Raw genomic sequence first — 18,569 nt, forward strand, 5'->3', positions numbered from 1 at the left:
ATCGGCCTCCTCATCGCTCCTGAGTCGACTATAACCGCGCCCGGCCGCCGTAGGATGAGCCGCATGCTCCCTCCCCTCGCGATCCTCGGCGCCGGTTCGATGGGCGGCGCGATCCTGCACGGTCTGGTCGAGTCCGAGCGCGCCTCATCGATCACCGTCACCAACCGCACGGCCGCCAAGGCGGCCACCCTGCGCACCCTGCCGGGGGTGCGCAGCGTCGCGCTCGAGGACGAGCCGGCCGGCAACACGGATGCCGCGGCCGCCGCGGACGTCGTGCTGGTCGGCGTCAAGCCGGCCATGGTCCCGGACCTGCTGCGCGAGATCGCCCCGGTGCTGCGGCCCGGCACGATCGTGGTCAGCATCGCGGCCGGGGTCACGATCGGCACGTTCACCGGGATCCTCGGCGACGGCATCCCGGTCATCCGGTCGATGCCGAACACCCCGTCGCTGGTACGCCAGGGGGTGACCGGGCTGGCCGCCGGCCCCGGGGTGAGCGCCGAGGACATCGCCGTGGTCAGCGAGCTCTTCTCCACGGTCGGCACGGTCATCCAGGTCGACGAGGAGCAGATCGACGCGCTGTCCACGATCTCCGGCTCGGGACCGGCCTACGTGTTCCTGCTGATCGAACAGCTCACCGCCGCTGCCGTCGGCAAGGGGTTCGACCTCGCGCAGGCACGGCTCATGGCCGAGCAGACGTTCATCGGCGCGGCTGCGCTGCTGGCGGCATCCGATGTGGACCCGGCCGAGCTCCGCCGGCGCGTGACCAGCCCCAAGGGCACCACCGAGCGCGCGATCGCCGTGCTGCAGGACGCGCACCTGGACGCCGTGTTCGCCACGGCGACGGATGCCGCGCTGGCGCGCGCGAAGGAGCTGGCCGCCGGCGGCTGAGCTATCGCTCCAGCGAGGCGAAGCGCTCGATGTCGGAGTTGGTCCCGGACACGATGATCAGGTCGTGGTTGGTGACGACGGTGTCGGCCTCGGCGTAGCGGAACGGCCGGCCGGGGCTCTTCACGCCGACCACGGTGACGTTGAACTTCGTGCGCACCCCGGACTGGTTCAGGCCGATGCCGCGGATGAACTTGGGCGGGTACATCTTGGCGAGCACGAAGTCGTCGTCGAAGCGGATGAAATCCAGCATCCGCCCGCTGACCAGGTGCGCGACGCGCTCGCCGGCCTCGCGCTCCGGGTAGACGACGTGGTTCGCCCCGACCCGCGCGAGGATCTTGCCGTGCGAGTGCGACACCGCCTTGGCCCAGATCTGCGGGATCTTCAGGTCGACGAGGTTCGCGGTGATCAGCACCGACGACTCGATCGACGAGCCGGTCGCCACGACCGCGACCTGGAAGTCCTGGGCGCCGATCTGCGTGAGCGCGTCGATGTTGCGGGCGTCGGCCTGCACCGCGTGCGTGACCCGCTCGGACCACTTCTGCACGAGCTCGAGGTTCGCGTCGATCGCCAGGACGTCGCGGTCCAGCCGGTCCAGCTCGCCCGCGCATGCCGCGCCGAACCGTCCCAGCCCGATCACCAGGACGGGCGCGTCGCCTCGGATCTGCTCAACCAACGATCGGCCTTTCCACCGGCAGCGCGTACAGCTGCGAACGGGATGTCGCGGCGACCGCCGCCGCGAGAGTCACTGTACCAACGCGGCCCATCAGCATCGTGGCCGCCATCACGTACTTGGCCAGGTCGGGCATGCCCTCGGTCAGCCCGGACGACAGGCCGACGGTGGCGAACGCCGAGATCACATCGAACAGCACATCCACCACCGGCGCCTGGGTGATCTGGGCGATCGTGACGGTCGAGACCGAGACCAGGGTGGCCCCCCACGCCACGACCGACAGCGCCACCCGCTGCACGTCGCTGGGGATGCGGCGGCCGAACGCCTGCACGCTGGGGCGTCCCTTCGCCTCGCTCCACACGGCCAGGGCGAGCACGGCCAGCGTGGTCACCTTGATGCCGCCGGCGGTGGACGCCGAGCCGCCGCCCACGAACATCAGCATCGAGCCGACGATCAGCGACGAGCCGTGCAGGCTGCCGATGTCGATCGTGGAGAACCCGCCGGATCGGGTCATCGCCGACAGGAAGAACGATTGATACAGCGTGTCCCACGCGTCGCGGTCGCCGAACGTCTTCGGATTGTCGAACTCGAGCGCCAGGAACACGGCGGCGCCGATCACGAACAGCAGCACCGTGGTGATGATCGTCAGCTTCGCGTGCAGCGACCACTGTCGCACGTGCCAGCGCTGGCGGGCCAGCGTGTAGATGACGGGGAAGCCGATCGAGCCGAGGAACACCCCGGCCATCATCACGGTGAGGAAGAAGTAGTCGTGCTGGAACGGCTCCAGCCCCCCGGGGTTGGGGGCGAAGCCGGTGTTCGTGAACGACATCGCCGCGTAGTACGGCGCCTCCCACAGCGCCCGCAGCGGGTCGACGCCGCCGATCACCAGCGACGGGTACATCAACACGGCGAGCCCGGCCTCGATGATCAGCGTGGACACCGCGATCGTGGCCAGCAGCGGACCGACTTCGCCCAGCCGCACCGTCTGCCCCTCGTTCACGGGGCCGCCGTGGGCGCGCAGCGGGTTGGTGTCGCTCGCGGCCATGAGCTTGGCCCGCAGGCCCAGCCGCTTCGAGATCACCAGACCCAGGATCGAGGCCAGGGTCAGCACGCCCAGGGCGCCGACGTTGACTCCGATGTAGATGATGACCCGTCCGAACGCCGACCAGTGCGTGGCCATGTCGACCGTGGACAGCCCGGTCACGCAGACCGTCGAGATCGCCGTGAACACCGCGTCCACGAACGGAGTGCGGACCCCGTTCGCGGCGGCGGCCGGCAGCGACAGCAGCGCGGTGAACAGCGCGATCAGGATGATGTACACCCCCACGGCGAACCGGGCGGGGGATGCGGTGGTGAACTCGCGGAACCAGTCCCAGGCCGCCGGCGGCCAGGTGCGCAGCGCGTGCGCCAGCGCGGACGGTCGCGCGGCGTCATCGGGACGTGGCATCACCCGTGTCATGGTACTCAGCCGGGCACCCGGCTAACCTAAGGACATGGCGGACATCTTCGACGTGATCGCGGACGGCACCCGTCGCGAGATCCTGCGACTGCTTCTGGATCGGTCCACCGCCGGATCGGACGGCACCAGCGTGTCGCAGATCGTGTCCGAACTCGGGGTCAGCCAGCCGACCGTCTCCAAGCACCTGAAGGTGCTGCGCGAGGCCGGGCTGGTCGCCGCGCGAGAGGAGGGCCAGCACCGGTTCTACCGGCTCGAGGCCGCTCCGCTGGACGAGGTGGACGAGTGGATCCTGCCGTTCCTGGACGAGCCGGCGCCGATCGTGGCCCTGCCCGAGCCGGCCGTCCATGCCGCCGAGGTCGTCGGCCGGACCGCGGCATCCGCCAAGCACGTTCTGGAGACGGCGCTGAAGAAGTTCCCCGGTCGCTGAGCCGCGCCGTGCCGCTGGACCCTGTTGTGAACGAGCCCGCCGTGCTGCTGCTGTGCGACTATTCGCTGCGCTACCTCGGCGGCGCCCAGACGGCGTTCGTGCGGCAGGCGCGCAGCCTCGCCGCGCAGGGCTGGTCGGTGGTGGTGGTCGCCCCGGACGCCGACGTTCTGTCCGGGGTCGAGAACATCACCGCGGTGGCCCCGGTCGTGCGGTGGACGATGCCGGGTCTGGGGCTGCCGATCCTGGGCCCGCCCGAGCAGCTGCGGGTGCGGGTGGAGGAGCTGATCGTGCAGCACGGGGTGCGGGGGATCGTCGTGCACTCCGAGTTCACCCTCGCCGCCGTGGCCCTCGCGGCCGGCGCTGCCCGCGGCATCCCGGTCCTGCACACCGTGCACACCTTCTTCTGGCGCTCCTCGCGCCTGCTCGGCCCGCTCGCGCCCGGCGTGCGCTGGTTCCACCGCCGGCTGACGCACCTGCCTTCCACGCCGCGCAGCACCGGCAGCACCGCGATCAACAACGCGCTGCGCGGCATGACGCTGCGGGTCGCGGTGCGTGCCGACGTCGTGCTGTCGCCCTCGGAGCACCAGGCCGAGGCGCTGCGCCGGGCGGGGGCGCGCTCGGCCCGCGCCTTCTCGAACGTGTCCGAGCCGCTGCAGCCGTCCGCCCCGCCGCCGGACGAGCCGCTCACCCTCGTGTGGGCCGCCCGGTTCGCGCCGGAGAAGCGGCTGGATGTCGCCCTGGACGCCGTCCGGATCGCCGGCGAGACGCTCGGTCCGGGGCGGGTGCTGCTGCACGTGGCCGGGGGAGCGCACCGCCCGCAGGCCGATGTCGTCTTCCACGGACGGGTGCCCGGCGACGAGGTCGCGCGGCTGGTCGCGGGCGCCCACGCCGTGCTGATCACCTCGCTCGGGTTCGACAACCAGCCGATGATCGCGCTGGAGGCGTTCACCCGCGGACGCCCGGTGGTGGTCACCGACCCGGTGCTGCGCGACGAGTTCGGCGCCGCGGCGCTCGGCACCGACACACCGGATGCCGCGGGCCTGGCGGCCGTGCTGGTGCGCGCCGTCCGCGACCGTGACCTGCTGCGCGCGGCGGGTCAGGCGGCGCTCACCTACGCGCAGGAACGGCAGCCGGATCGGCATGCGGCGGCGCTGCTGCGGATGATCGACGAGGCGGCGCGGACGGCGTGAGGACGCGGCGGCAGCCAGCGAACCGCGAGCCGTGCCATCCCGGCGGAGTACACAGCATCCGCCTCAGGAGTCCCATGGGTTTACACAACTCGCTCTGACACCATAGAGTGTGCTCAGCAGTCTGGGGGGACGACCGAGCTGGGGAAAGGTAGAGGACATGGCCGAGTTGCCTGATGTGCGATTTCTGACGGTCGCCGAGGTCGCCGAACTGATGCGCGTCTCGAAGATGACCGTGTACCGACTGGTGCATGCCGGGGATCTGCCGGCGGTGCGCTTCGGTCGCAGCTATCGGGTGCCGGAATCGGCCGTCGTCGAGGCCATGCATCGTCCCATCGCGGATGTCGGCTAAACTGACCTGAGGCATTTTTCCAACTGCCCGTTTCCGGACGCGGATCTCCTGCGTCCAGACCCCTTGACTGAGCGAGGTTTTCCGTGGGTTCTGTCATCAAGAAGCGCCGCAAGCGCATGGCGAAGAAGAAGCATCGCAAGCTGCTTCGCAAGACTCGCCACCAGCGCCGCAACAAGAAGTAGCGGCACCGACACCGAGCGCCTGTCCACTGGACGGGCGCTTCGTGTACCCCGGAGGACAAGACCGATGAAGTCCATCACCGTGCAGCAGCTGCGCGAGAGCGCCGGCGTGCCCCTGGTCGACGTGCGCGAGCCCGACGAGTACGCGGCCGGCCACGTGCCGGGCGCGATGAACCTGCCGATGTCGACGCTGGGCGATCACCTGGACGCACTGCCCGACGAGCCGTTCCACGTGATCTGCCAGGTCGGCGGGCGTTCGGCGCGCGTCGCGCAGGCGCTGGAGGCGCGCGGATACGACGTGACCAACGTCGACGGCGGCACCGGCGAGTGGATCGCCGGCGGTTTCGAGATCGAGCGCTGACGTCGCGATCGGGCAGCTCGCATCCCGCCCCGCTTAGGATGAGATCGTGACCACGCTGACCCTGATCGCCAAGCCCGACTGCCACCTGTGCGATGTCGCCCACGGCGTAGTCGAGCAGGTGCTCGCCGAGCTGCCGGAGCGCGTCGCCGACCGTGTCGAGGTGGTCGAGGAGTCCATCGCCGACGACGCCGCGCTGTATGCGCAGTGGTGGGAGAAGATCCCCGTGGTGCTCATCGACGGACAGCTGCATGCGCACTGGCGGGTCGCGCCCGACCGGCTGCACTCTGCTCTCCTGGATGCTGCTCTCTCGGATGCTGCCCTCTTGGATGTTGCCGGCGCTGCGAGTGCGGATGCGGGTGGCGACGTCGAGGGGCTCGCCTCGTGACGCTGCGTCACGTCGTCGCCTGGAAGCTGGCGGCGACGGATGCCGCGGCCCGCGCCGCGGAGGCGGCCGAGATCGCCGACCGGCTCACCGCGCTGGTCGGGGTGGTGCCCTCGATCGGGTCGCTGTCGGCCGGCGCCAACGTGGTCGACGGCAACTGGGACGTCGCCCTGGTCGCCGACTTCGCCGATGCCGCCGCGCTCGAGGCCTACGCCGTGCACCCCGAGCACCAGAAGGTCGTCGCGTACGTGCGCAGCGTCATCGCCGACCGGGTCGCCGTCGACTTCGAGCTCTGACGCGTCGAGCTCTGAGGCACCGGTTCCGGCGCGCAGGGAATCCGACCTTGCGCGGCTGCGGCTAGCCGCCGATCTCGACGATGGCGGCGCCGGCTGCGTTGGTCCGCACCGACTCGATGCCGTTCAGCGCGCTCGACTTGGAGTTGTAGCCCTGGCTGGTGGCGATCACCTGGCCGTTCGACGCCTTCAGATTGAAGCGCCAGTCGCCGCCCTTGTCGGTCCACAGTTCGAACTTGCCGGCCACGATGGCCTCCTTCGGCTCACGCGGGCCGATCCCGCGGTTGAGATCACGGTAGCGGTCCCGGGCCGCGGGCGATAGAGGCGATCGGCCGCCTACGGCGCGAGGCGGGTGGGACCGCGGAACAGGAACGTCACCTCGCGGATGGACGCCTCACCCAGCAGCAGCATCAGCACCCGGGCCAGACCCATGCCGAACCCGCCGTGCGGCGGCATGCCGTAGCGGAAGAAGTCCAGATAATGCGCGAGCCCGTCCAGCTTGAGCCCCTTGGCCAACGCCTGCTGCTCGAGCACCTCGATCCGGTGCTCGCGCTGGGCGCCGGTGGTGATCTCCACGCCGTTGAAAAGCAGGTCGTAGCTCTTGGTGAGCCCGGTGGCCGGATCGACCATGTGATAGAACGGTCGGATCTCGGGGTGGTAGTCGGTGATGAACACGAACTGGTGCCCGTACGTCTCCTGTACATGCGCGGAGATCTGGCGCTCGCCCTCGGGGTCGAGATCGCCGTCCGTGCGGGGGATCTCGTAGCCGCGCGCCTTCACGATCTCGTGCGTCTCGGCCAGCGGGATCCGCGGGAACGGCAGCGTCGGCACGGTGACCTCGACGCCGAACAGCTCGGCGATCTCTTCCCCGTGCTTGTCCTTCACCGCCTGGATCGCGGCGGCCAGCAGCTCCTCCTGCATGGCCGCGACATCCTCGTGCGAGTCGATCCAGCTGATCTCGGCATCCACGCTCGTGAACTCGGTCGCGTGGCGGCTGGTGAAGCTCGGGTCGGCGCGGAACACGTCGCCGATCTCGAAGATCTTGCCGAAGCCGGCGGCCTGCGCCATCTGCTTGTAGTGCTGCGGGCTCTGCGCCAGGTAGGCGGTCTTGTCCTCGAAGTACGGGAGCGCGAACAGCTCGGCATTCGACTCCGACGGGCTCGACATGAGCTTCGGGGTGTGCAGTTCGACGTAGTCGCGGTCGACCCAGTACTGCCGCATCGCGTGCTCGAGCGTCGTCGACACCCGGAAGATGAGGTTGTTGCGACGCTGGCGCAGGTCGAGGAAGCGCCAGTCCATGCGCTTGTCCATGCTGCTGTCGGCCGCGATCGGCGTCTCGGGCAGGGCGGCCGCGGCGATCTGGAGCGCGCCGATCTTGATCTCGATGCCGCCGAGCTTGACCCGCTCGTCGTGCTTGAGCTGCCCGGTCACGGTCAGGAACGTGCCGTGGGCGAGGTTCGAGATGGCGTCGGTGAGGGCCAGGGCCGCGGCATCCTGCTCCGCCTCGGGGTCGGGACGGGTGGCCGGGTTCACCAGCTGAACGGCACCGGTCTCATCGCGGAGGATGATGAACTGCACCTTCTTCTGATCGCGGACGGTCTCGACCCATCCGGAGACGACGACGGGGCCGTCAGGACGGGCGGCCAGCTGGTTCACGAGGATGCGTTCGGTCACGAGGGACCAGTCTACGGGGGATGCCGCAGGGCCGCCGCGGGCCCGCCGCCCCGTCACCCGTGGCGCTGGGCGATGTTCAGCACGCCGCCCGGTGCCCGGACGAAGAAGCGCCGCACGCCCCACGGTTCGGTCACGAGCGGGTGCACGATGTCGCGCCCCGCCGCGCGCATCCGGGCGTAGCTCGCATCGACGTCGTCCACCTTGATTGTGGCGATCGGATCCTCCGGTGCCGTCGCATCGCGGGTGAGCACCTGCAGAGCGGCCCCGGTTTCGGGGTCGATGAAGCGCGTCACCCAGTCCAGCCCCATCGGCTGTTCGGTCATGCCGAGTGTGTGGACGTAGAACCCGCGGGCCTCGTCGAGGTCGTCCACCCGCAGGTCGGCCATGATCTCGGTGACGGTCATGATTCCTCCGTGCCGTTGTGTCGTTGTGTCGTTGTGTCGTTGTGTCGTTGCGCTCTCGGGCGCTCGTGCTTCCCCTCGACGATACGCGCGGCCGCGGCATCCCTCACCCGTCGCCGCCGCACGGCCGCTTCGGGTCCATGACTGGTCAAAAACGGTCGCTATTCGTTCAGGAATTCCGGCCACTTCTGACGAGTCACGATGCTGCGCGGGTCGTCGGACCTGCTGCCGTGCGTGGAGAGGCCGCGTCTAGGATTGGCCGGTGACCTTCGATGACGCAGCGATCCTGGCCGAGCTCGACGATCTGCGCCGGGCCGACGCCCCCACCCATGGCGGTCGGGTGCTGTCGTATGTGTACGACTCGGGGATGCCGGAGCTGGACGAGCTGGCCGCGCAGGCCTCGCGGCGGATGCAGTCGGTGAACGGACTGGACCCCACCACCTTCACGTCGGTCGCGGCGCTCGAGCGCGAGGTCGTCGCGTTCGCCCGCGACATCCTCGGGGGCGATGAGGGTGTCGTCGGCTCGGTCACGTCCGGCGGCACTGAATCATGCCTGCTCGCGGTGCGGACCGCGCGGGACCTGTGGCGCGCCGCCGGCGGCATCGGCACCCCGCGCATCGTCGCCCCGGTCACCGCGCACGCCGCGTTCCGCAAAGCCGCGGAGCTGTTCGAGCTGGCCTTCGACGGCGTGCCCGTCTCGCCCGAGACCGGCACGGTCGAGCCGTCCGCGATCATCGAGCGGCTCGGGCCCGACGTCGCCCTGGTGGTGGTCTCGGCGCCGTCCTACCCGTTCGCCGCGATGGATCCGATCGCCCCGGTCGCGGCCGCGTGCGCGGCATCCGGCATCTCGTGCCACGTCGACGCGTGCATCGGCGGGTGGATCCTGCCGTTCTGGCCGGATGCCGCGGCCCGGCCGGGCTGGGATCTGCGCGTGCCCGGGGTCACGAGCCTGTCGGCCGACCTGCACAAGTACGGCTACGCGCCCAAGGGCGTGAGCGTGCTGCTGCACCGCGGCCGGGACCGGCACCGCGCCCAGTACTTCGCGACCACCGACTGGCCCGGGTACCCGGTGGTGAACCCGACGCTGCTCGGCTCGAAGTCGGCGGGAGCGCTGGCGGCGGCCTGGGCGATCATCCGGGCGCTGGGCGTCGAGGGATTCGCCCAGCTGGCCGGGCGGGCGGCCCGGGCGACCGCGGCGCTCCAGGCCGCAGTCGCCGGGATCGAGGGGCTGCGGGTGGTCGGAACCCCGGCCGGCCCGCTGTTCGCGGTGGCGGCCGACGAGTCGGTGCCGCCGGAGCGCCGCGTCGACCCGCACCACTGGGCCGATCAGGCGCGCGTTGCCGGGTGGGTGCTGCAGCAGCAACCCGGACTCGTGCAGGCCGACGGCATCCGTCTTCCGCATACGACGCATCTGACCGTGACGCCGGTGACCGAGTCGGGGCTGCCCGAGCTGGTGCCGGCGCTCGTCGCCGCCGCGGATGCCGTGCGCGGCATCCCGTCGGTCGATCCCGCCGGCGTGCTCGCGGCGATGCCGGGAGGCATGCCCGAGCGGCTTGATTCCGACGCGGCGGCCGCGCTGCTGACGGCGATCGGGCTCGGATCCGGGGGAGCCCTACCCGAGCGCATGGCGCCGTTCATGGCCCTGATCGAGGCGCTGCCGCATCCGGTGACCGAGCGCCTGCTCACCGAGCTGCTCGCCCGCACCATCGCCCCCTGACGCCGAGGTTGTCCTCGGTCCGCCGAGGTTGTGGTTTATGCGCCGAGGTTGTGCTCGGTTCGCCGAGGTTGTGGTTTGTGAGCCGAGGTTGTGCTCGGTCCGCCGAGGTTGTGGTTTGTGCGCCGAGGTTGTGCTCGGTCCGCCGAGGTTGTCACTGGGGGCTGAGGACAACCTCGCGTGACGGAGGACAATCTCGCGTGACGGAGGACAATCTCGCGTGACGGAGGACAATCTCGCGGGACGGAGGACAACCTCGGCGGGGAGGCGGCGGGGGCGGGGCTCCCAGCGCCTTCTGAAGCGGGGTCACCGTAGACTTGTCGGGTGCCCGCCGATCGCCTTCATCTCGTGCGCCATGGGGAGGTCCACAATCCCCGCCGCGTGCTCTACGGGCGACTCCCGAACTATCGGCTGAGCACGGCCGGACGACGCATGGCCCGTCAGGCCGCCGAGTACGTCCACGGGCTGCACCGCCCGATCACCGCACTGGTCAGCTCGCCCCTGCAGCGCGCCCAGGAATCCGCCGAGCCGTTCACTGAGCTGTTCGGCATCGAGCCGGTGATCGACGAGCGGGTCATCGAGCCCACCAACGTGTTCGAGGGCGGACGCATGAAGCGCGCCCTCCTCAACCCCCTCAACTGGTGGCACCTGCGCCGGCCGGCGCAGCCGAGCTGGGGCGAGCCGTACGCCCAGGTGATCGCGCGCATGGACGCGGCGATGACGGATGCCTGGGCCCGCACCGAGACCGGGGACGCCGTGATCGTCTCCCACCAGCTGCCGATCTGGGTCACCCATCTGGCCATCGCCGGCCTCTCGCCCCGGCACGACCCGCGCAAGCGGCGGTGCGCGCTGTCGAGCGTGACGAGCTTCGAACGGGCCGGCGACCGATGGGTCGAGGTCGGATACGCCGAGCCCGCCACCGCCGCGGGATCCGTCGATGTGGGAGCCGTGTGATGCGCAATGTGTTCAAGGTGGCGGCATCCGTCGCCGCGGCGGTGATCCTGGCCGCAGGCCTGACTGCCTGCACCGGGGGGAACGACGACCTCGCCGCGCAGTACCGGGCCGGCACCGACAAGGGATACATCGCGGGTGACTTCCGCGTGAAGGAGTACGGGCAGAACGACCGGCCCGCCGCCATCGCCTTCGCCGGCACGCTCGAGGACGGCAAGAAGGTGTCGGCCGCCGACTACGCCGGCACCGTGACGGTCGTGAACTTCTGGTACTCCAGCTGCGCGCCCTGCCGGCAGGAGGCGCCGCTGCTGGAGAAGGCCGCGCAGCAGTTCGAAGGGCAGGATGTCGCGTTCCTCGGCGTGAACACGTACGACCAGGCCGCGACCGCCGCCAGCTTCGCGAAGGAGTTCGGCGTCACCTATCCGAGCGTCATCGACGTGGACACCAAGTCGGTCACGGCATCCTTCGCGGATGTCGTCCCGCTGAGCGCCACCCCCTCCACCGTCGTGCTGGGCAAGGACGGCCGGCCGACCGCGCGCATCATCGGCGCGCTGCCGGACGCCTCGATCCTCACCTCGCTGATCACGACGGCGCTGGACGAGAAGTGACCGACCTGGTCGCGGGCGGCGCGCTCTGGATCGCGATCCCGATCGCCGTGCTGGCCGGGCTGGTCTCGTTCCTCTCACCGTGCGTGCTCCCGCTGGTGCCGGGCTACCTCGGCTTCATCGGGGGAGCGGTCGCGCCGCGCCGCGGCGCGACCGGCACCGCAAGCGCCGACGTCAGGCCCGCACGCGGACGCCTGGTGGGCGGCGTCCTCCTGTTCATCGCCGGATTCACCGTCGTATTCATGGCGATGAACATCCTCGGCGGGTCCGTCGGTCTCTTCTTCCTCACGTACCGGGATGTCATCACCCGGGTCATGGGCGTGGTCATCATCCTGCTCGGCCTGGTGTTCATCGGCCTGTTCGGGTTCGCGCAGCGCACGTTCAAGCCCGAGATCCGGGGCAACCTCGGGCTGGTCGGCGCGCCCCTGCTCGGCCTGGCGCTCGGCGTCGGCTGGGCCCCGTGCATCGGCCCCACCCTGACCGTGATCCTCGGGATGTCGCTGGATTCGGCCTCCGCGTCGCGCGGCGCCGTCCTGGGCCTGGCGTATTCGCTGGGCCTCGGCATCCCGTTCCTGCTCATCGCGCTCGGCTTCGGCTGGGCGACCCGCTCGGTGGCGTTCCTGCGTCGCCACATCCGCACCGTCAACCTCGTCGGCGGCGCGGTGCTCATCGTGCTCGGCGTCCTGATGGTCACCGGGGTCTGGGGAGTGCTCATGTCGCAGTTGCAGGGGGTGATCGCCGGTGTCACACCCGCGCTCTGACCACACCGACGCCGCGGGAGACGCCGTGCAGACGGATGCCGCGGCTCAGGCGGCCGCCGACCCGCTGCGTCCCTCCGACCACATCGACGGCACCCGCGACGACATCGTCTCGCCCCGGCTCGGGCCGATCGGGTGGCTGCGCTGGGGCTGGCGCCAGCTGACCAGCATGCGCACGGCACTCGTGCTGCTGCTGCTGCTGGCGATCGCCGCGGTGCCCGGTTCGATCGTGCCGCAGCGCACGGCCGACCCGAACGGCGTCACGAAGTACTTCCAGGACAACCCGTCGCTGGCGCCCGTGCTCGACAAGCTGCAGCTGTTCGACGTGTACTCCTCGGTGTGGTTCTCGGCGATCTACATCCTGCTGTTCATCTCGCTGATCGGCTGCGTGATCCCGCGGGTCAAGCACCACCTCAAGGCCCTGCGCGCCCGGCCGCCCCGCACGCCGGTGCGACTGTCGCGACTCGCCGACCACCGCGAGTCGCTGGTCGAACTGGTTCCCGGAACGGATGTGGAGGCCGAGGCATCCCGTGCGGTCGAGCTCGCCGCGCGTCAGCTGAAGGCCGGCGGATACCGGGTGCAGCGCTACGACTCCCGCGGGGCGTTCAGCGTGTCGGCCGAGCGCGGATACCTGCGCGAGACCGGCAACCTGCTGTTCCACATCGCACTGCTGGGGGTGCTCATCGCGGTCGGCGTCGGCGGCGGGTTCACCTACACCGGGCAGCGCGTGATCGTGCAGGACACCACGTTCGTGAACTCGGTGGGCACCGACTACTCCTCGTTCAACCCGGGCCGGTTCGTCGACCCCGACGCGCTCACGCCGTACACCATGCGGCTGGATAGATTCGACGTCACCTACCAGCCGCTCGGGTCCGAGTCGGCCGGTCAGGCCGGCGACTTCGTCGCGCACCTGACCACGACTCTGCCGGGGCAGAAGTCCGCCGACGACGAGATCCGGGTCAACCATCCGCTGACGATCGCCGGCGACCGGGTGTATCTGATGGGCAACGGCTACGCCCCGATGGTCACGGTGCGCAACCCCGCGGGGGACGTCGTGTTCCACGACAGCATCCCGTTCCTGCCGCAGGACAACAATCTCACCTCGTTGGGCATCATCAAGGTGCCCGACGGGCTGAAGGGCCAGCTCGGGATGCAGGCGTTCTTCTACCCGACGCAGGTGAAGAACTCGCTCGGGGCGTTCACCTCCGCCTACCCGGCGCTGGTCAACCCGGTGCTGTCCATCAACGTGTTCGCCGGCGATCTGGGCATCAACGACGGCATCCCGCGCTCGGTGTACGCGCTGGACACCTCGGGCATGACGCAGCTGAACGGCGGCCACTCCGGGGTCGACTCGCTCGAGCTCGCGCCCGGGCAGACCGCCGATCTGCCGAACGGCCTGGGCACCATCACGTTCGACGACGCGTCGCCGAAGGGGGCGAAGGATGCCTCGCAGTCGGTGAAGCGGTTCGTGTCGCTGTCGATCCACCGCGACGTGTCCGGCCCGTGGGTGCTCGGGTTCGCGGTGCTCGCGCTGGCCAGCCTGATGCTGGCCCTGTTCATGCCGCGTCGCCGGCTGTGGGTGAAGGCCACGCCGGCGGGCCCGACGCTCCGGCTGGAGTATGCGGGGCTGGCGCGCGGCGAGGATCCCACGCTGGCCGCCGCCGTGGATGCGCTCGCGCAGAAGCACGGTGACGCCCTCGACGCGTCCGCCGGTCGCGACCGGGCGACGGACGCCACTCGCTCGGCCGGCGCCGGCCCGAGCGTAGACTGAGCCCATGCCCTCGCTCGATCAGATCTCCGTGCTGCTCGTCTGGACAGCCGTCGCGATCTATGCCCTGGCGTTCATCTGCTACACGATCGACCTCGCTCGTCGGTCGGCGCAGGCGCTGGACGCGAAGGACGCCGCCGCCGTCCGGGAACGCGAACTCGTCGCCGCGGGGGGTGGGGATGCCGTCGCCGGCGCACGTGCCGGAGGCTCCTCGCGCTCGCCGCTGGTGGTCGCGCCGTCACAGCGCGCCCGGCCGGTCTTCGCCCGCATCGGCACCTCGCTGACCTGGCTGGGCTTCCTCTTCCACGTCGGCGGCGACATCACCCGCGGCATCGCGGCCGGGCGCGTGCCGTGGGCCAACATGTACGAGTTCGCCCTGACCGGCACCATGCTGATGGTGGCCGTGTACCTGGCCGTGCTGTTCCGCTACGACCTGCGGTTCCTCGGGGCGCTGGTAACTGGACTGGTCGTCCTGCTGCTGGGCGGATCGAGCCTGTCGTTCTACGTCGCCGTGTCTCCGCTGGCCGATCCGCTGAAGTCGCCGTGGCTGGTCATCCACGTGTTCGTCGCGTCGCTGGCGACCGCGTTCTTCGCCCTGACCTTCGGCCTGTCGCTGCTGCAGCTGATGCAGTCGCGCCGGGAGCGCAAGGTGCTGGCCGCGGACGGCAAGCCGGTCAAGGCATGGGGCTTCCTGCGCACGCTGCCGTCGTCCGAGGCGCTCGAGTCGCTGGCCTACCGCTTCGCGATCGTCGGCTTCATCTTCTGGACGTTCACCCTCATCGCCGGCTCGATCTGGGCCAACGACGCGTGGGGCCGGTTCTGGGGCTTCGACACGAAGGAAGTCTGGACGTTCGTGATCTGGGTGCTCTACGCCGGGTACATCCACGCCCGGGCGACACGCGGCTGGCGCGGCACCCGGTCGGCCTGGCTGTCGATCATCGGCTTCGCCGCGGTGCTGTTCAACTTCGCGATCGTGAACGTCTTCTTCCACGGACTGCACGCGTACAGCGGCCTGACCACCTGAGGTCTTGGATCCGGGCGAGAACCGGCCTAGCCTGTCACGCATGTGCCGCAACATCGTTCCGCTGAACAACTTCGAGCCTGCCGCCACCGACGACGAATGCCACGACGCCGCCCTGCAGTTCGTGCGCAAGATCGCCGGCACCACCAAGCCCTCCAAGGCCAATCAGGCCGTGTTCGACCGGGCCGTCGCCGACATCGCGCAGGCGACGCGACACCTGATCGACGGCCTGGTCACCACCGCGCCGCCCAAGAAGCGCGACGAGGAGGCCGCCAAGCGCCAGGCGCGCTCGGCCGATCGCTACGAGGCCCTGCGCGCCTACCAGCAGCACAAGCGCGCCGCCGGCGTCGCCCGCGCCGCCTCCTGATCCGGACCGCCCGAGGGGCCGTGCCGCGATTGTGCCGCGCCGCGGTGGCACGTTCCCGCGGCTGCGCCGTGCCAAACTCCGGAGAATTGTGACGGTGGGCGCGTCGAACCCGCCCCAGACGCCTCATGTGCCACTTCCTTCCGGAGTTCGGTGCACTCGGCGCCGGGCATGGAGTCGTCGCCTTCAGAGAAGCGTCCGCAGAGTCAGCTCACGAGGAGCCAGAACCGGGCGACGACCCCTGAGTCGCGACCGACGGCGACTTCCCAGCACCCCGGGACGTCAAACGAGAGTCCGATCCCCACCCGTCGCCTGGCCGATCGAAAGGTACTTGAGATGGGTCGGGTCCCCATGTCACCGGCCGCGTGGCGGCGTCCGGGTCGGTGACAGTGAGGGAGAGAGGGCCCGTACCGGTCGCACGCAGCACGAACTTCACGTCGTGCCCGGCGTGGAGGTCGTTAGGCAAGGACCCTCCACCATTCCGAACGCGGACGAGTCGTCGCTCGTCGGCGTCGCCTGTAGGACCTGAGGTCATGCGACCGTCCGGGACGTCATGGTATGCCGCGGATGCTGCCGCCACCTGTCTCCAGCGCTCGGCATCGGGTCTGCGGGCGAACAATCCGCGTGCAGCGGTGTCAGGCCGAGACCGGCTCCGCGCAGGAGAAGCGCGCCCGGTACGCGGTCGGCGTGGTGTCGAGCACTCTCGTGAAGTTCTGCCGCAGCACCGCGGCCGAGCCGAAGCCCGTCTCGGCGGCGATCTGCTCGAGGCCGAGATCGGTGCGCTCCAGCATCCGCTGCGCCTGGATCACCCGCTGCCGCGTGAGCCACGACGCCGGCGGGGTCCCGAACTCCGCCCGGAACCGGCGGGCGAACGTGCGCGGCGACATGTGCGCGCGCCGCGCGAGCTCGTCCACCGAGAGCTCGTCCCGCATATTGGCGATGGCCCACGCCGCGGCGGCAGCCAGGGCATCGCCGCCGGCGGCCGGCAGCGGCCGGTCGATGTACTGCGCCTGGCCTCCGTCACGCTGCGGCGCCACCACCATCCGCTTCGCGATGCGATTGGCCAACTCGGCGCCCAGCTCGATGCGCAGCAGGTGCAGGCTCGCGTCGATCCCCGCCGCCGTTCCGGCGCTCGTGATGATCCGCCCGTCCTGCACGAAGAGCACGTCGGGGTCGACGTCGATCCGCGGGTACATCGCCGCGAGGACGTCGGCGTACATCCAGTGCGTCGTTGCGCGCCGCCCGTCCAGGACTCCGGCCGCCGCGAGCACGAACGCCCCGCTGCACACGCTCATCGTCCACGCGCCGCGGGCGACGGCGTCGCGGGCCAGCGCCACCAGGCGCGGGTCGATTTGCGTCCAGGAGTCCCGGGGCAGCGGACAGAAGACGACGAGGTCGGCGCCGTAGGCGAACGAGAGATCCTCCTCCACGTTCACCGAGAAGCCGAGCTTGGACCGCACCGCCCCCGGGGTGGCGGCGACCACGCGGAAATCGAAGTTCGGCACGCCGTCGTCGCTGCGATCGAGGCCGAACGCCTCGCACGCGACGCCGAACTCGAACGGCGCGAATCCGTCGTCGATCACGCAGGCGACCGTCTTCATCGCTTCCTCCTCGTGTGAGCCATGCGCAGGATGCCGCGGTGCGAAGTTGGCAGGATTCCTCCGAACTATGACCAGTCTGCCACTTTTGGCAGGAATGCACTGAGCATAGCATTTCTGCCATGTTCATCATCATCGTGCTGGCAGTGCTCGCCGTGTGGGGTGTCGCGGCGACGATCGTCGAGCTGTTCCGCGGCGGTGAGCGTCCGGTTCCCACGGACTGGGCACGGGTCGCTCTCGCCGACGATCGGCCCGCGCGGGCGACGAGCCGCCGGAGCCGACACCCGGCGCGTCGAGCTCGCCTCAGCCTGCGGCCGGGGTACCCGTCTCCCAGGCCGTGATGTGCACGGTGGTCCCCGGAATGATATCGAGCGCGACATCCCACGTCGTGCGCGTCACTCCCGCGGACGGTGCCGCCCACAGCGTGCGGGCGGCGAGCTGGCCGTGCTCCGAGTTCGCGTCCCAGCCGAGCGCGGCGCGCGCCGTCTGGCCGGGCTCCAAGGTGATCAGGGTGGCGCCGGGATCGGTCGCCATGAACGAACTGCCGTAGACGACCGTGACCGGCAGCAGATGCCCGTTCTGATCTCCGAACGCGACATCGGGGTAGCCCTCGAGGGTGCACGCGGTCTCGCCGATGTTCACCAGCTGCAGGGGCTGCACGCGGTGGCCGGTGGCGGCATCCGACGGCGGCGCCATCATCGTGGAGTCATCGAACGCGCACGAGCCGTCGGCCGCCGGTTCGGCGGACTCCGCGACGGTGGGGACGGGGATGCCGGTGGACTGTGGGTCCTTCGGGGCGGCGCCGTTCGGATCGGCGTTCGCCTCGGCCTGCGCCTGCGCCTCTGCCTGGGTGCGCTGCAGCTCGGCCTGTGAGGCGGCGTGCGCGGACTGCGCGGCGATCGGCAGCGCCACGGCGATGACGGCGGCGATGACGGTGAGGGCGGTCAGGGCGGGCGGCCGGCGCCGTGCGTCGTCCGCCGGGTGATCCTCGGTGCCCGGGCGACCATCGCTGTGCAGACCCTGAGCGACAGCACTGTCTGCACGCTGCGCGACGGTGAGCGCCGGGATCCAGCCGACGATGAAGGCCCAGAACACGGTGAGCGCGGCAGCGCCCGTGGCCGAGGCGGCCCCGCGCACGCTGATCGACATGGTCAACGAGCGCGCGATGTCGCCGAGATCGAGCATGCCGCCCACGACGAACCCGGTGAGCACCGCGGCCAGCCATCCGGCGGCGAACGTCACGCGCCCGCCGCGCGCGAACCAGGTCGCGATGACGGTGTAGGCCAGGACGATGAGCACCACCGTCAGCCCGTAGACGGTGACGGCCCACCCGGTGGGCAGCCCGAAGAAGCCGCCGCGCAGGGGCGAGGGGATCATCCGGGCAAGCGTCGCCGCCGATCCGCCGGCGAACTGGAGGAAGTATGATCCGAGGCCGAACAGCAGCCAGAGGACGGCCAGCACGCCTCCCGCGATCAGCCTGCGTGCCACTGAATCCCCCTCGTCGTCCGCCCGCGTCA

General features: G+C 70.4%; 23 protein-coding genes. 16 read left to right on the top strand and 7 right to left on the bottom strand.

What is annotated here, in order from left to right; all coding sequences use genetic code 11:
- Positions 1 to 54: 54 nt before the first annotated feature.
- On the top strand, positions 55 to 888 hold the full coding sequence (gene proC, locus AC0L6F_RS14000) for a pyrroline-5-carboxylate reductase (protein WP_473538365.1): 834 nt from the start codon (positions 55 to 57) through the stop codon (positions 886 to 888).
- A gap of 1 nt (position 889) precedes the next feature.
- On the opposite strand, the gene AC0L6F_RS14005 is transcribed toward proC, so the two are convergent.
- Together AC0L6F_RS14005 and AC0L6F_RS14010 are read right to left on the bottom strand one after the other, a co-directional pair.
- Positions 890 to 1,561 carry a potassium channel family protein gene (locus AC0L6F_RS14005; RefSeq protein ID WP_259611327.1) on the bottom strand — a complete coding sequence of 224 codons (672 nt, stop codon included), beginning with the start codon at positions 1,559 to 1,561 and terminating at the stop codon, positions 890 to 892.
- Positions 1,554 to 3,005 (bottom strand): TrkH family potassium uptake protein, encoded by a 1,452-nt coding sequence (locus tag AC0L6F_RS14010; protein WP_473538366.1) that lies wholly within the window; start codon positions 3,003 to 3,005, stop codon positions 1,554 to 1,556. Before AC0L6F_RS14010 ends, AC0L6F_RS14005 begins: the two co-directional genes overlap by 8 nt.
- A 46-nt stretch (positions 3,006 to 3,051) precedes the next feature.
- Between AC0L6F_RS14010 and AC0L6F_RS14015 the strand changes: the two genes are divergently transcribed.
- The 7 genes from AC0L6F_RS14015 (at position 3,052) to AC0L6F_RS14045 (ending at position 6,201) form a co-directional block, all read left to right on the top strand.
- Complete coding sequence (locus AC0L6F_RS14015; protein ID WP_473538367.1) at positions 3,052 to 3,444, top strand: ArsR/SmtB family transcription factor; 393 nt, start codon at positions 3,052 to 3,054, stop codon at positions 3,442 to 3,444.
- A 26-nt stretch (positions 3,445 to 3,470) separates the two neighbouring features.
- Positions 3,471 to 4,634 carry a glycosyltransferase family 4 protein gene (locus AC0L6F_RS14020; protein ID WP_274637202.1) on the top strand — a complete coding sequence of 388 codons (1,164 nt, stop codon included), beginning with the start codon at positions 3,471 to 3,473 and terminating at the stop codon, positions 4,632 to 4,634.
- A gap of 157 nt (positions 4,635 to 4,791) precedes the next feature.
- Positions 4,792 to 4,983: a helix-turn-helix domain-containing protein gene (locus tag AC0L6F_RS14025; RefSeq protein ID WP_259611331.1), complete on the top strand. Its 192-nt coding sequence runs from the start codon at positions 4,792 to 4,794 to the stop codon at positions 4,981 to 4,983.
- A gap of 83 nt (positions 4,984 to 5,066) precedes the next feature.
- Positions 5,067 to 5,165, top strand: coding sequence for a 30S ribosomal protein bS22 (locus tag AC0L6F_RS14030; RefSeq protein WP_003792170.1), 99 nt, complete (start codon positions 5,067 to 5,069; stop codon positions 5,163 to 5,165).
- Between the two features lie 64 nt (positions 5,166 to 5,229).
- The gene (locus AC0L6F_RS14035; protein ID WP_274637203.1) at positions 5,230 to 5,523 is read left to right on the top strand and encodes a rhodanese-like domain-containing protein; all 294 of its coding nucleotides are present in this window, start codon (positions 5,230 to 5,232) and stop codon (positions 5,521 to 5,523) included.
- A gap of 46 nt (positions 5,524 to 5,569) precedes the next feature.
- Positions 5,570 to 5,908, top strand: a complete 339-nt coding sequence (locus AC0L6F_RS14040) for a glutaredoxin family protein (RefSeq protein WP_473538368.1) — start codon at positions 5,570 to 5,572, stop codon at positions 5,906 to 5,908.
- Positions 5,905 to 6,201, top strand: coding sequence for a Dabb family protein (locus AC0L6F_RS14045; protein WP_274637205.1), 297 nt, complete (start codon positions 5,905 to 5,907; stop codon positions 6,199 to 6,201). The genes AC0L6F_RS14040 and AC0L6F_RS14045 overlap by 4 nt, the downstream gene beginning before the upstream one ends.
- A gap of 61 nt (positions 6,202 to 6,262) precedes the next feature.
- Here the strand turns inward: AC0L6F_RS14045 and AC0L6F_RS14050 are convergent, their stop codons facing one another.
- The 3 genes from AC0L6F_RS14050 to AC0L6F_RS14060 form a co-directional block, all read right to left on the bottom strand.
- On the bottom strand, positions 6,263 to 6,445 hold the full coding sequence (locus AC0L6F_RS14050) for a YegP family protein (RefSeq protein ID WP_259611333.1): 183 nt from the start codon (positions 6,443 to 6,445) through the stop codon (positions 6,263 to 6,265).
- A gap of 89 nt (positions 6,446 to 6,534) precedes the next feature.
- Positions 6,535 to 7,872, bottom strand: a complete 1,338-nt coding sequence (gene aspS / locus AC0L6F_RS14055) for an aspartate--tRNA(Asn) ligase (RefSeq protein ID WP_274637206.1) — start codon at positions 7,870 to 7,872, stop codon at positions 6,535 to 6,537.
- Positions 7,873 to 7,925: 53 nt separating this feature from the next.
- Positions 7,926 to 8,276 (bottom strand): VOC family protein, encoded by a 351-nt coding sequence (locus AC0L6F_RS14060; protein WP_274637207.1) that lies wholly within the window; start codon positions 8,274 to 8,276, stop codon positions 7,926 to 7,928.
- Positions 8,277 to 8,535: 259 nt separating this feature from the next.
- Between AC0L6F_RS14060 and AC0L6F_RS14065 the strand changes: the two genes are divergently transcribed.
- The 7 genes from AC0L6F_RS14065 to AC0L6F_RS14095 all read left to right on the top strand — a co-directional run bounded on the left by AC0L6F_RS14065 (position 8,536) and on the right by AC0L6F_RS14095 (position 15,457).
- On the top strand, positions 8,536 to 9,990 hold the full coding sequence (locus AC0L6F_RS14065) for a pyridoxal phosphate-dependent decarboxylase family protein (RefSeq protein WP_473538369.1): 1,455 nt from the start codon (positions 8,536 to 8,538) through the stop codon (positions 9,988 to 9,990).
- Positions 9,991 to 10,311: 321 nt separating this feature from the next.
- Positions 10,312 to 10,941, top strand: a complete 630-nt coding sequence (locus AC0L6F_RS14070) for a histidine phosphatase family protein (RefSeq protein WP_274637209.1) — start codon at positions 10,312 to 10,314, stop codon at positions 10,939 to 10,941.
- Positions 10,941 to 11,546: a TlpA disulfide reductase family protein gene (locus AC0L6F_RS14075; protein ID WP_274637210.1), complete on the top strand. Its 606-nt coding sequence runs from the start codon at positions 10,941 to 10,943 to the stop codon at positions 11,544 to 11,546. The genes AC0L6F_RS14070 and AC0L6F_RS14075 overlap by 1 nt, the downstream gene beginning before the upstream one ends.
- Entirely contained in the window at positions 11,543 to 12,304 is a 762-nt protein-coding gene (locus tag AC0L6F_RS14080) for a cytochrome c biogenesis CcdA family protein (RefSeq protein ID WP_259611340.1), read from the top strand. The genes AC0L6F_RS14075 and AC0L6F_RS14080 overlap by 4 nt, the downstream gene beginning before the upstream one ends.
- 25 nt (positions 12,305 to 12,329) lie before the next feature.
- Positions 12,330 to 14,072, top strand: coding sequence for a cytochrome c biogenesis protein ResB (resB, locus tag AC0L6F_RS14085; RefSeq protein ID WP_473540009.1), 1,743 nt, complete (start codon positions 12,330 to 12,332; stop codon positions 14,070 to 14,072).
- Between the two features lie 4 nt (positions 14,073 to 14,076).
- Positions 14,077 to 15,093: a c-type cytochrome biogenesis protein CcsB gene (ccsB, locus tag AC0L6F_RS14090; RefSeq protein ID WP_274637211.1), complete on the top strand. Its 1,017-nt coding sequence runs from the start codon at positions 14,077 to 14,079 to the stop codon at positions 15,091 to 15,093.
- A 40-nt stretch (positions 15,094 to 15,133) separates the two neighbouring features.
- Entirely contained in the window at positions 15,134 to 15,457 is a 324-nt protein-coding gene (locus tag AC0L6F_RS14095; RefSeq protein ID WP_473538370.1) for a DUF2277 domain-containing protein, read from the top strand.
- Positions 15,458 to 16,089: 632 nt separating this feature from the next.
- On the opposite strand, the gene AC0L6F_RS14100 is transcribed toward AC0L6F_RS14095, so the two are convergent.
- The gene (locus tag AC0L6F_RS14100) at positions 16,090 to 17,055 is read right to left on the bottom strand and encodes a GlxA family transcriptional regulator (RefSeq protein WP_473538371.1); all 966 of its coding nucleotides are present in this window, start codon (positions 17,053 to 17,055) and stop codon (positions 16,090 to 16,092) included.
- Between the two features lie 119 nt (positions 17,056 to 17,174).
- Between AC0L6F_RS14100 and AC0L6F_RS14105 the strand changes: the two genes are divergently transcribed.
- Positions 17,175 to 17,393, top strand: coding sequence for a hypothetical protein (locus AC0L6F_RS14105; RefSeq protein ID WP_473538372.1), 219 nt, complete (start codon positions 17,175 to 17,177; stop codon positions 17,391 to 17,393).
- On the opposite strand, the gene AC0L6F_RS14110 is transcribed toward AC0L6F_RS14105, so the two are convergent.
- The gene (locus AC0L6F_RS14110; RefSeq protein ID WP_473538373.1) at positions 17,356 to 18,540 is read right to left on the bottom strand and encodes a DUF4232 domain-containing protein; all 1,185 of its coding nucleotides are present in this window, start codon (positions 18,538 to 18,540) and stop codon (positions 17,356 to 17,358) included. The two genes, AC0L6F_RS14105 and AC0L6F_RS14110, sit on opposite strands and share 38 nt — an antisense overlap.
- Between the last annotated feature and the right edge of the window lie 29 nt (positions 18,541 to 18,569).

The organism is Microbacterium sp. G2-16M, from assembly GCF_055809115.1.

What these genes read in the sequence shown, in the direction of transcription:
- AC0L6F_RS14010 (WP_473538366.1), bottom strand. Translation starts at nt 3,005, where the DNA reads ATGCCACGTCCCGATGACGCCGCGCGACCGTCCGCGCTGGCGCACGCG.
- AC0L6F_RS14105 (WP_473538372.1), top strand. Translation starts at nt 17,175, where the DNA reads ATGTTCATCATCATCGTGCTGGCAGTGCTCGCCGTGTGGGGTGTCGCG.
- AC0L6F_RS14035 (WP_274637203.1), top strand. Translation starts at nt 5,230, where the DNA reads ATGAAGTCCATCACCGTGCAGCAGCTGCGCGAGAGCGCCGGCGTGCCC.
- ccsB (WP_274637211.1), top strand. Translation starts at nt 14,077, where the DNA reads ATGCCCTCGCTCGATCAGATCTCCGTGCTGCTCGTCTGGACAGCCGTC.
- proC (WP_473538365.1), top strand. Translation starts at nt 55, where the DNA reads ATGAGCCGCATGCTCCCTCCCCTCGCGATCCTCGGCGCCGGTTCGATG.
- AC0L6F_RS14075 (WP_274637210.1), top strand. Translation starts at nt 10,941, where the DNA reads ATGCGCAATGTGTTCAAGGTGGCGGCATCCGTCGCCGCGGCGGTGATC.
- AC0L6F_RS14100 (WP_473538371.1), bottom strand. Translation starts at nt 17,055, where the DNA reads ATGAAGACGGTCGCCTGCGTGATCGACGACGGATTCGCGCCGTTCGAG.
- AC0L6F_RS14025 (WP_259611331.1), top strand. Translation starts at nt 4,792, where the DNA reads ATGGCCGAGTTGCCTGATGTGCGATTTCTGACGGTCGCCGAGGTCGCC.
- AC0L6F_RS14015 (WP_473538367.1), top strand. Translation starts at nt 3,052, where the DNA reads ATGGCGGACATCTTCGACGTGATCGCGGACGGCACCCGTCGCGAGATC.
- AC0L6F_RS14060 (WP_274637207.1), bottom strand. Translation starts at nt 8,276, where the DNA reads ATGACCGTCACCGAGATCATGGCCGACCTGCGGGTGGACGACCTCGAC.
- AC0L6F_RS14095 (WP_473538370.1), top strand. Translation starts at nt 15,134, where the DNA reads ATGTGCCGCAACATCGTTCCGCTGAACAACTTCGAGCCTGCCGCCACC.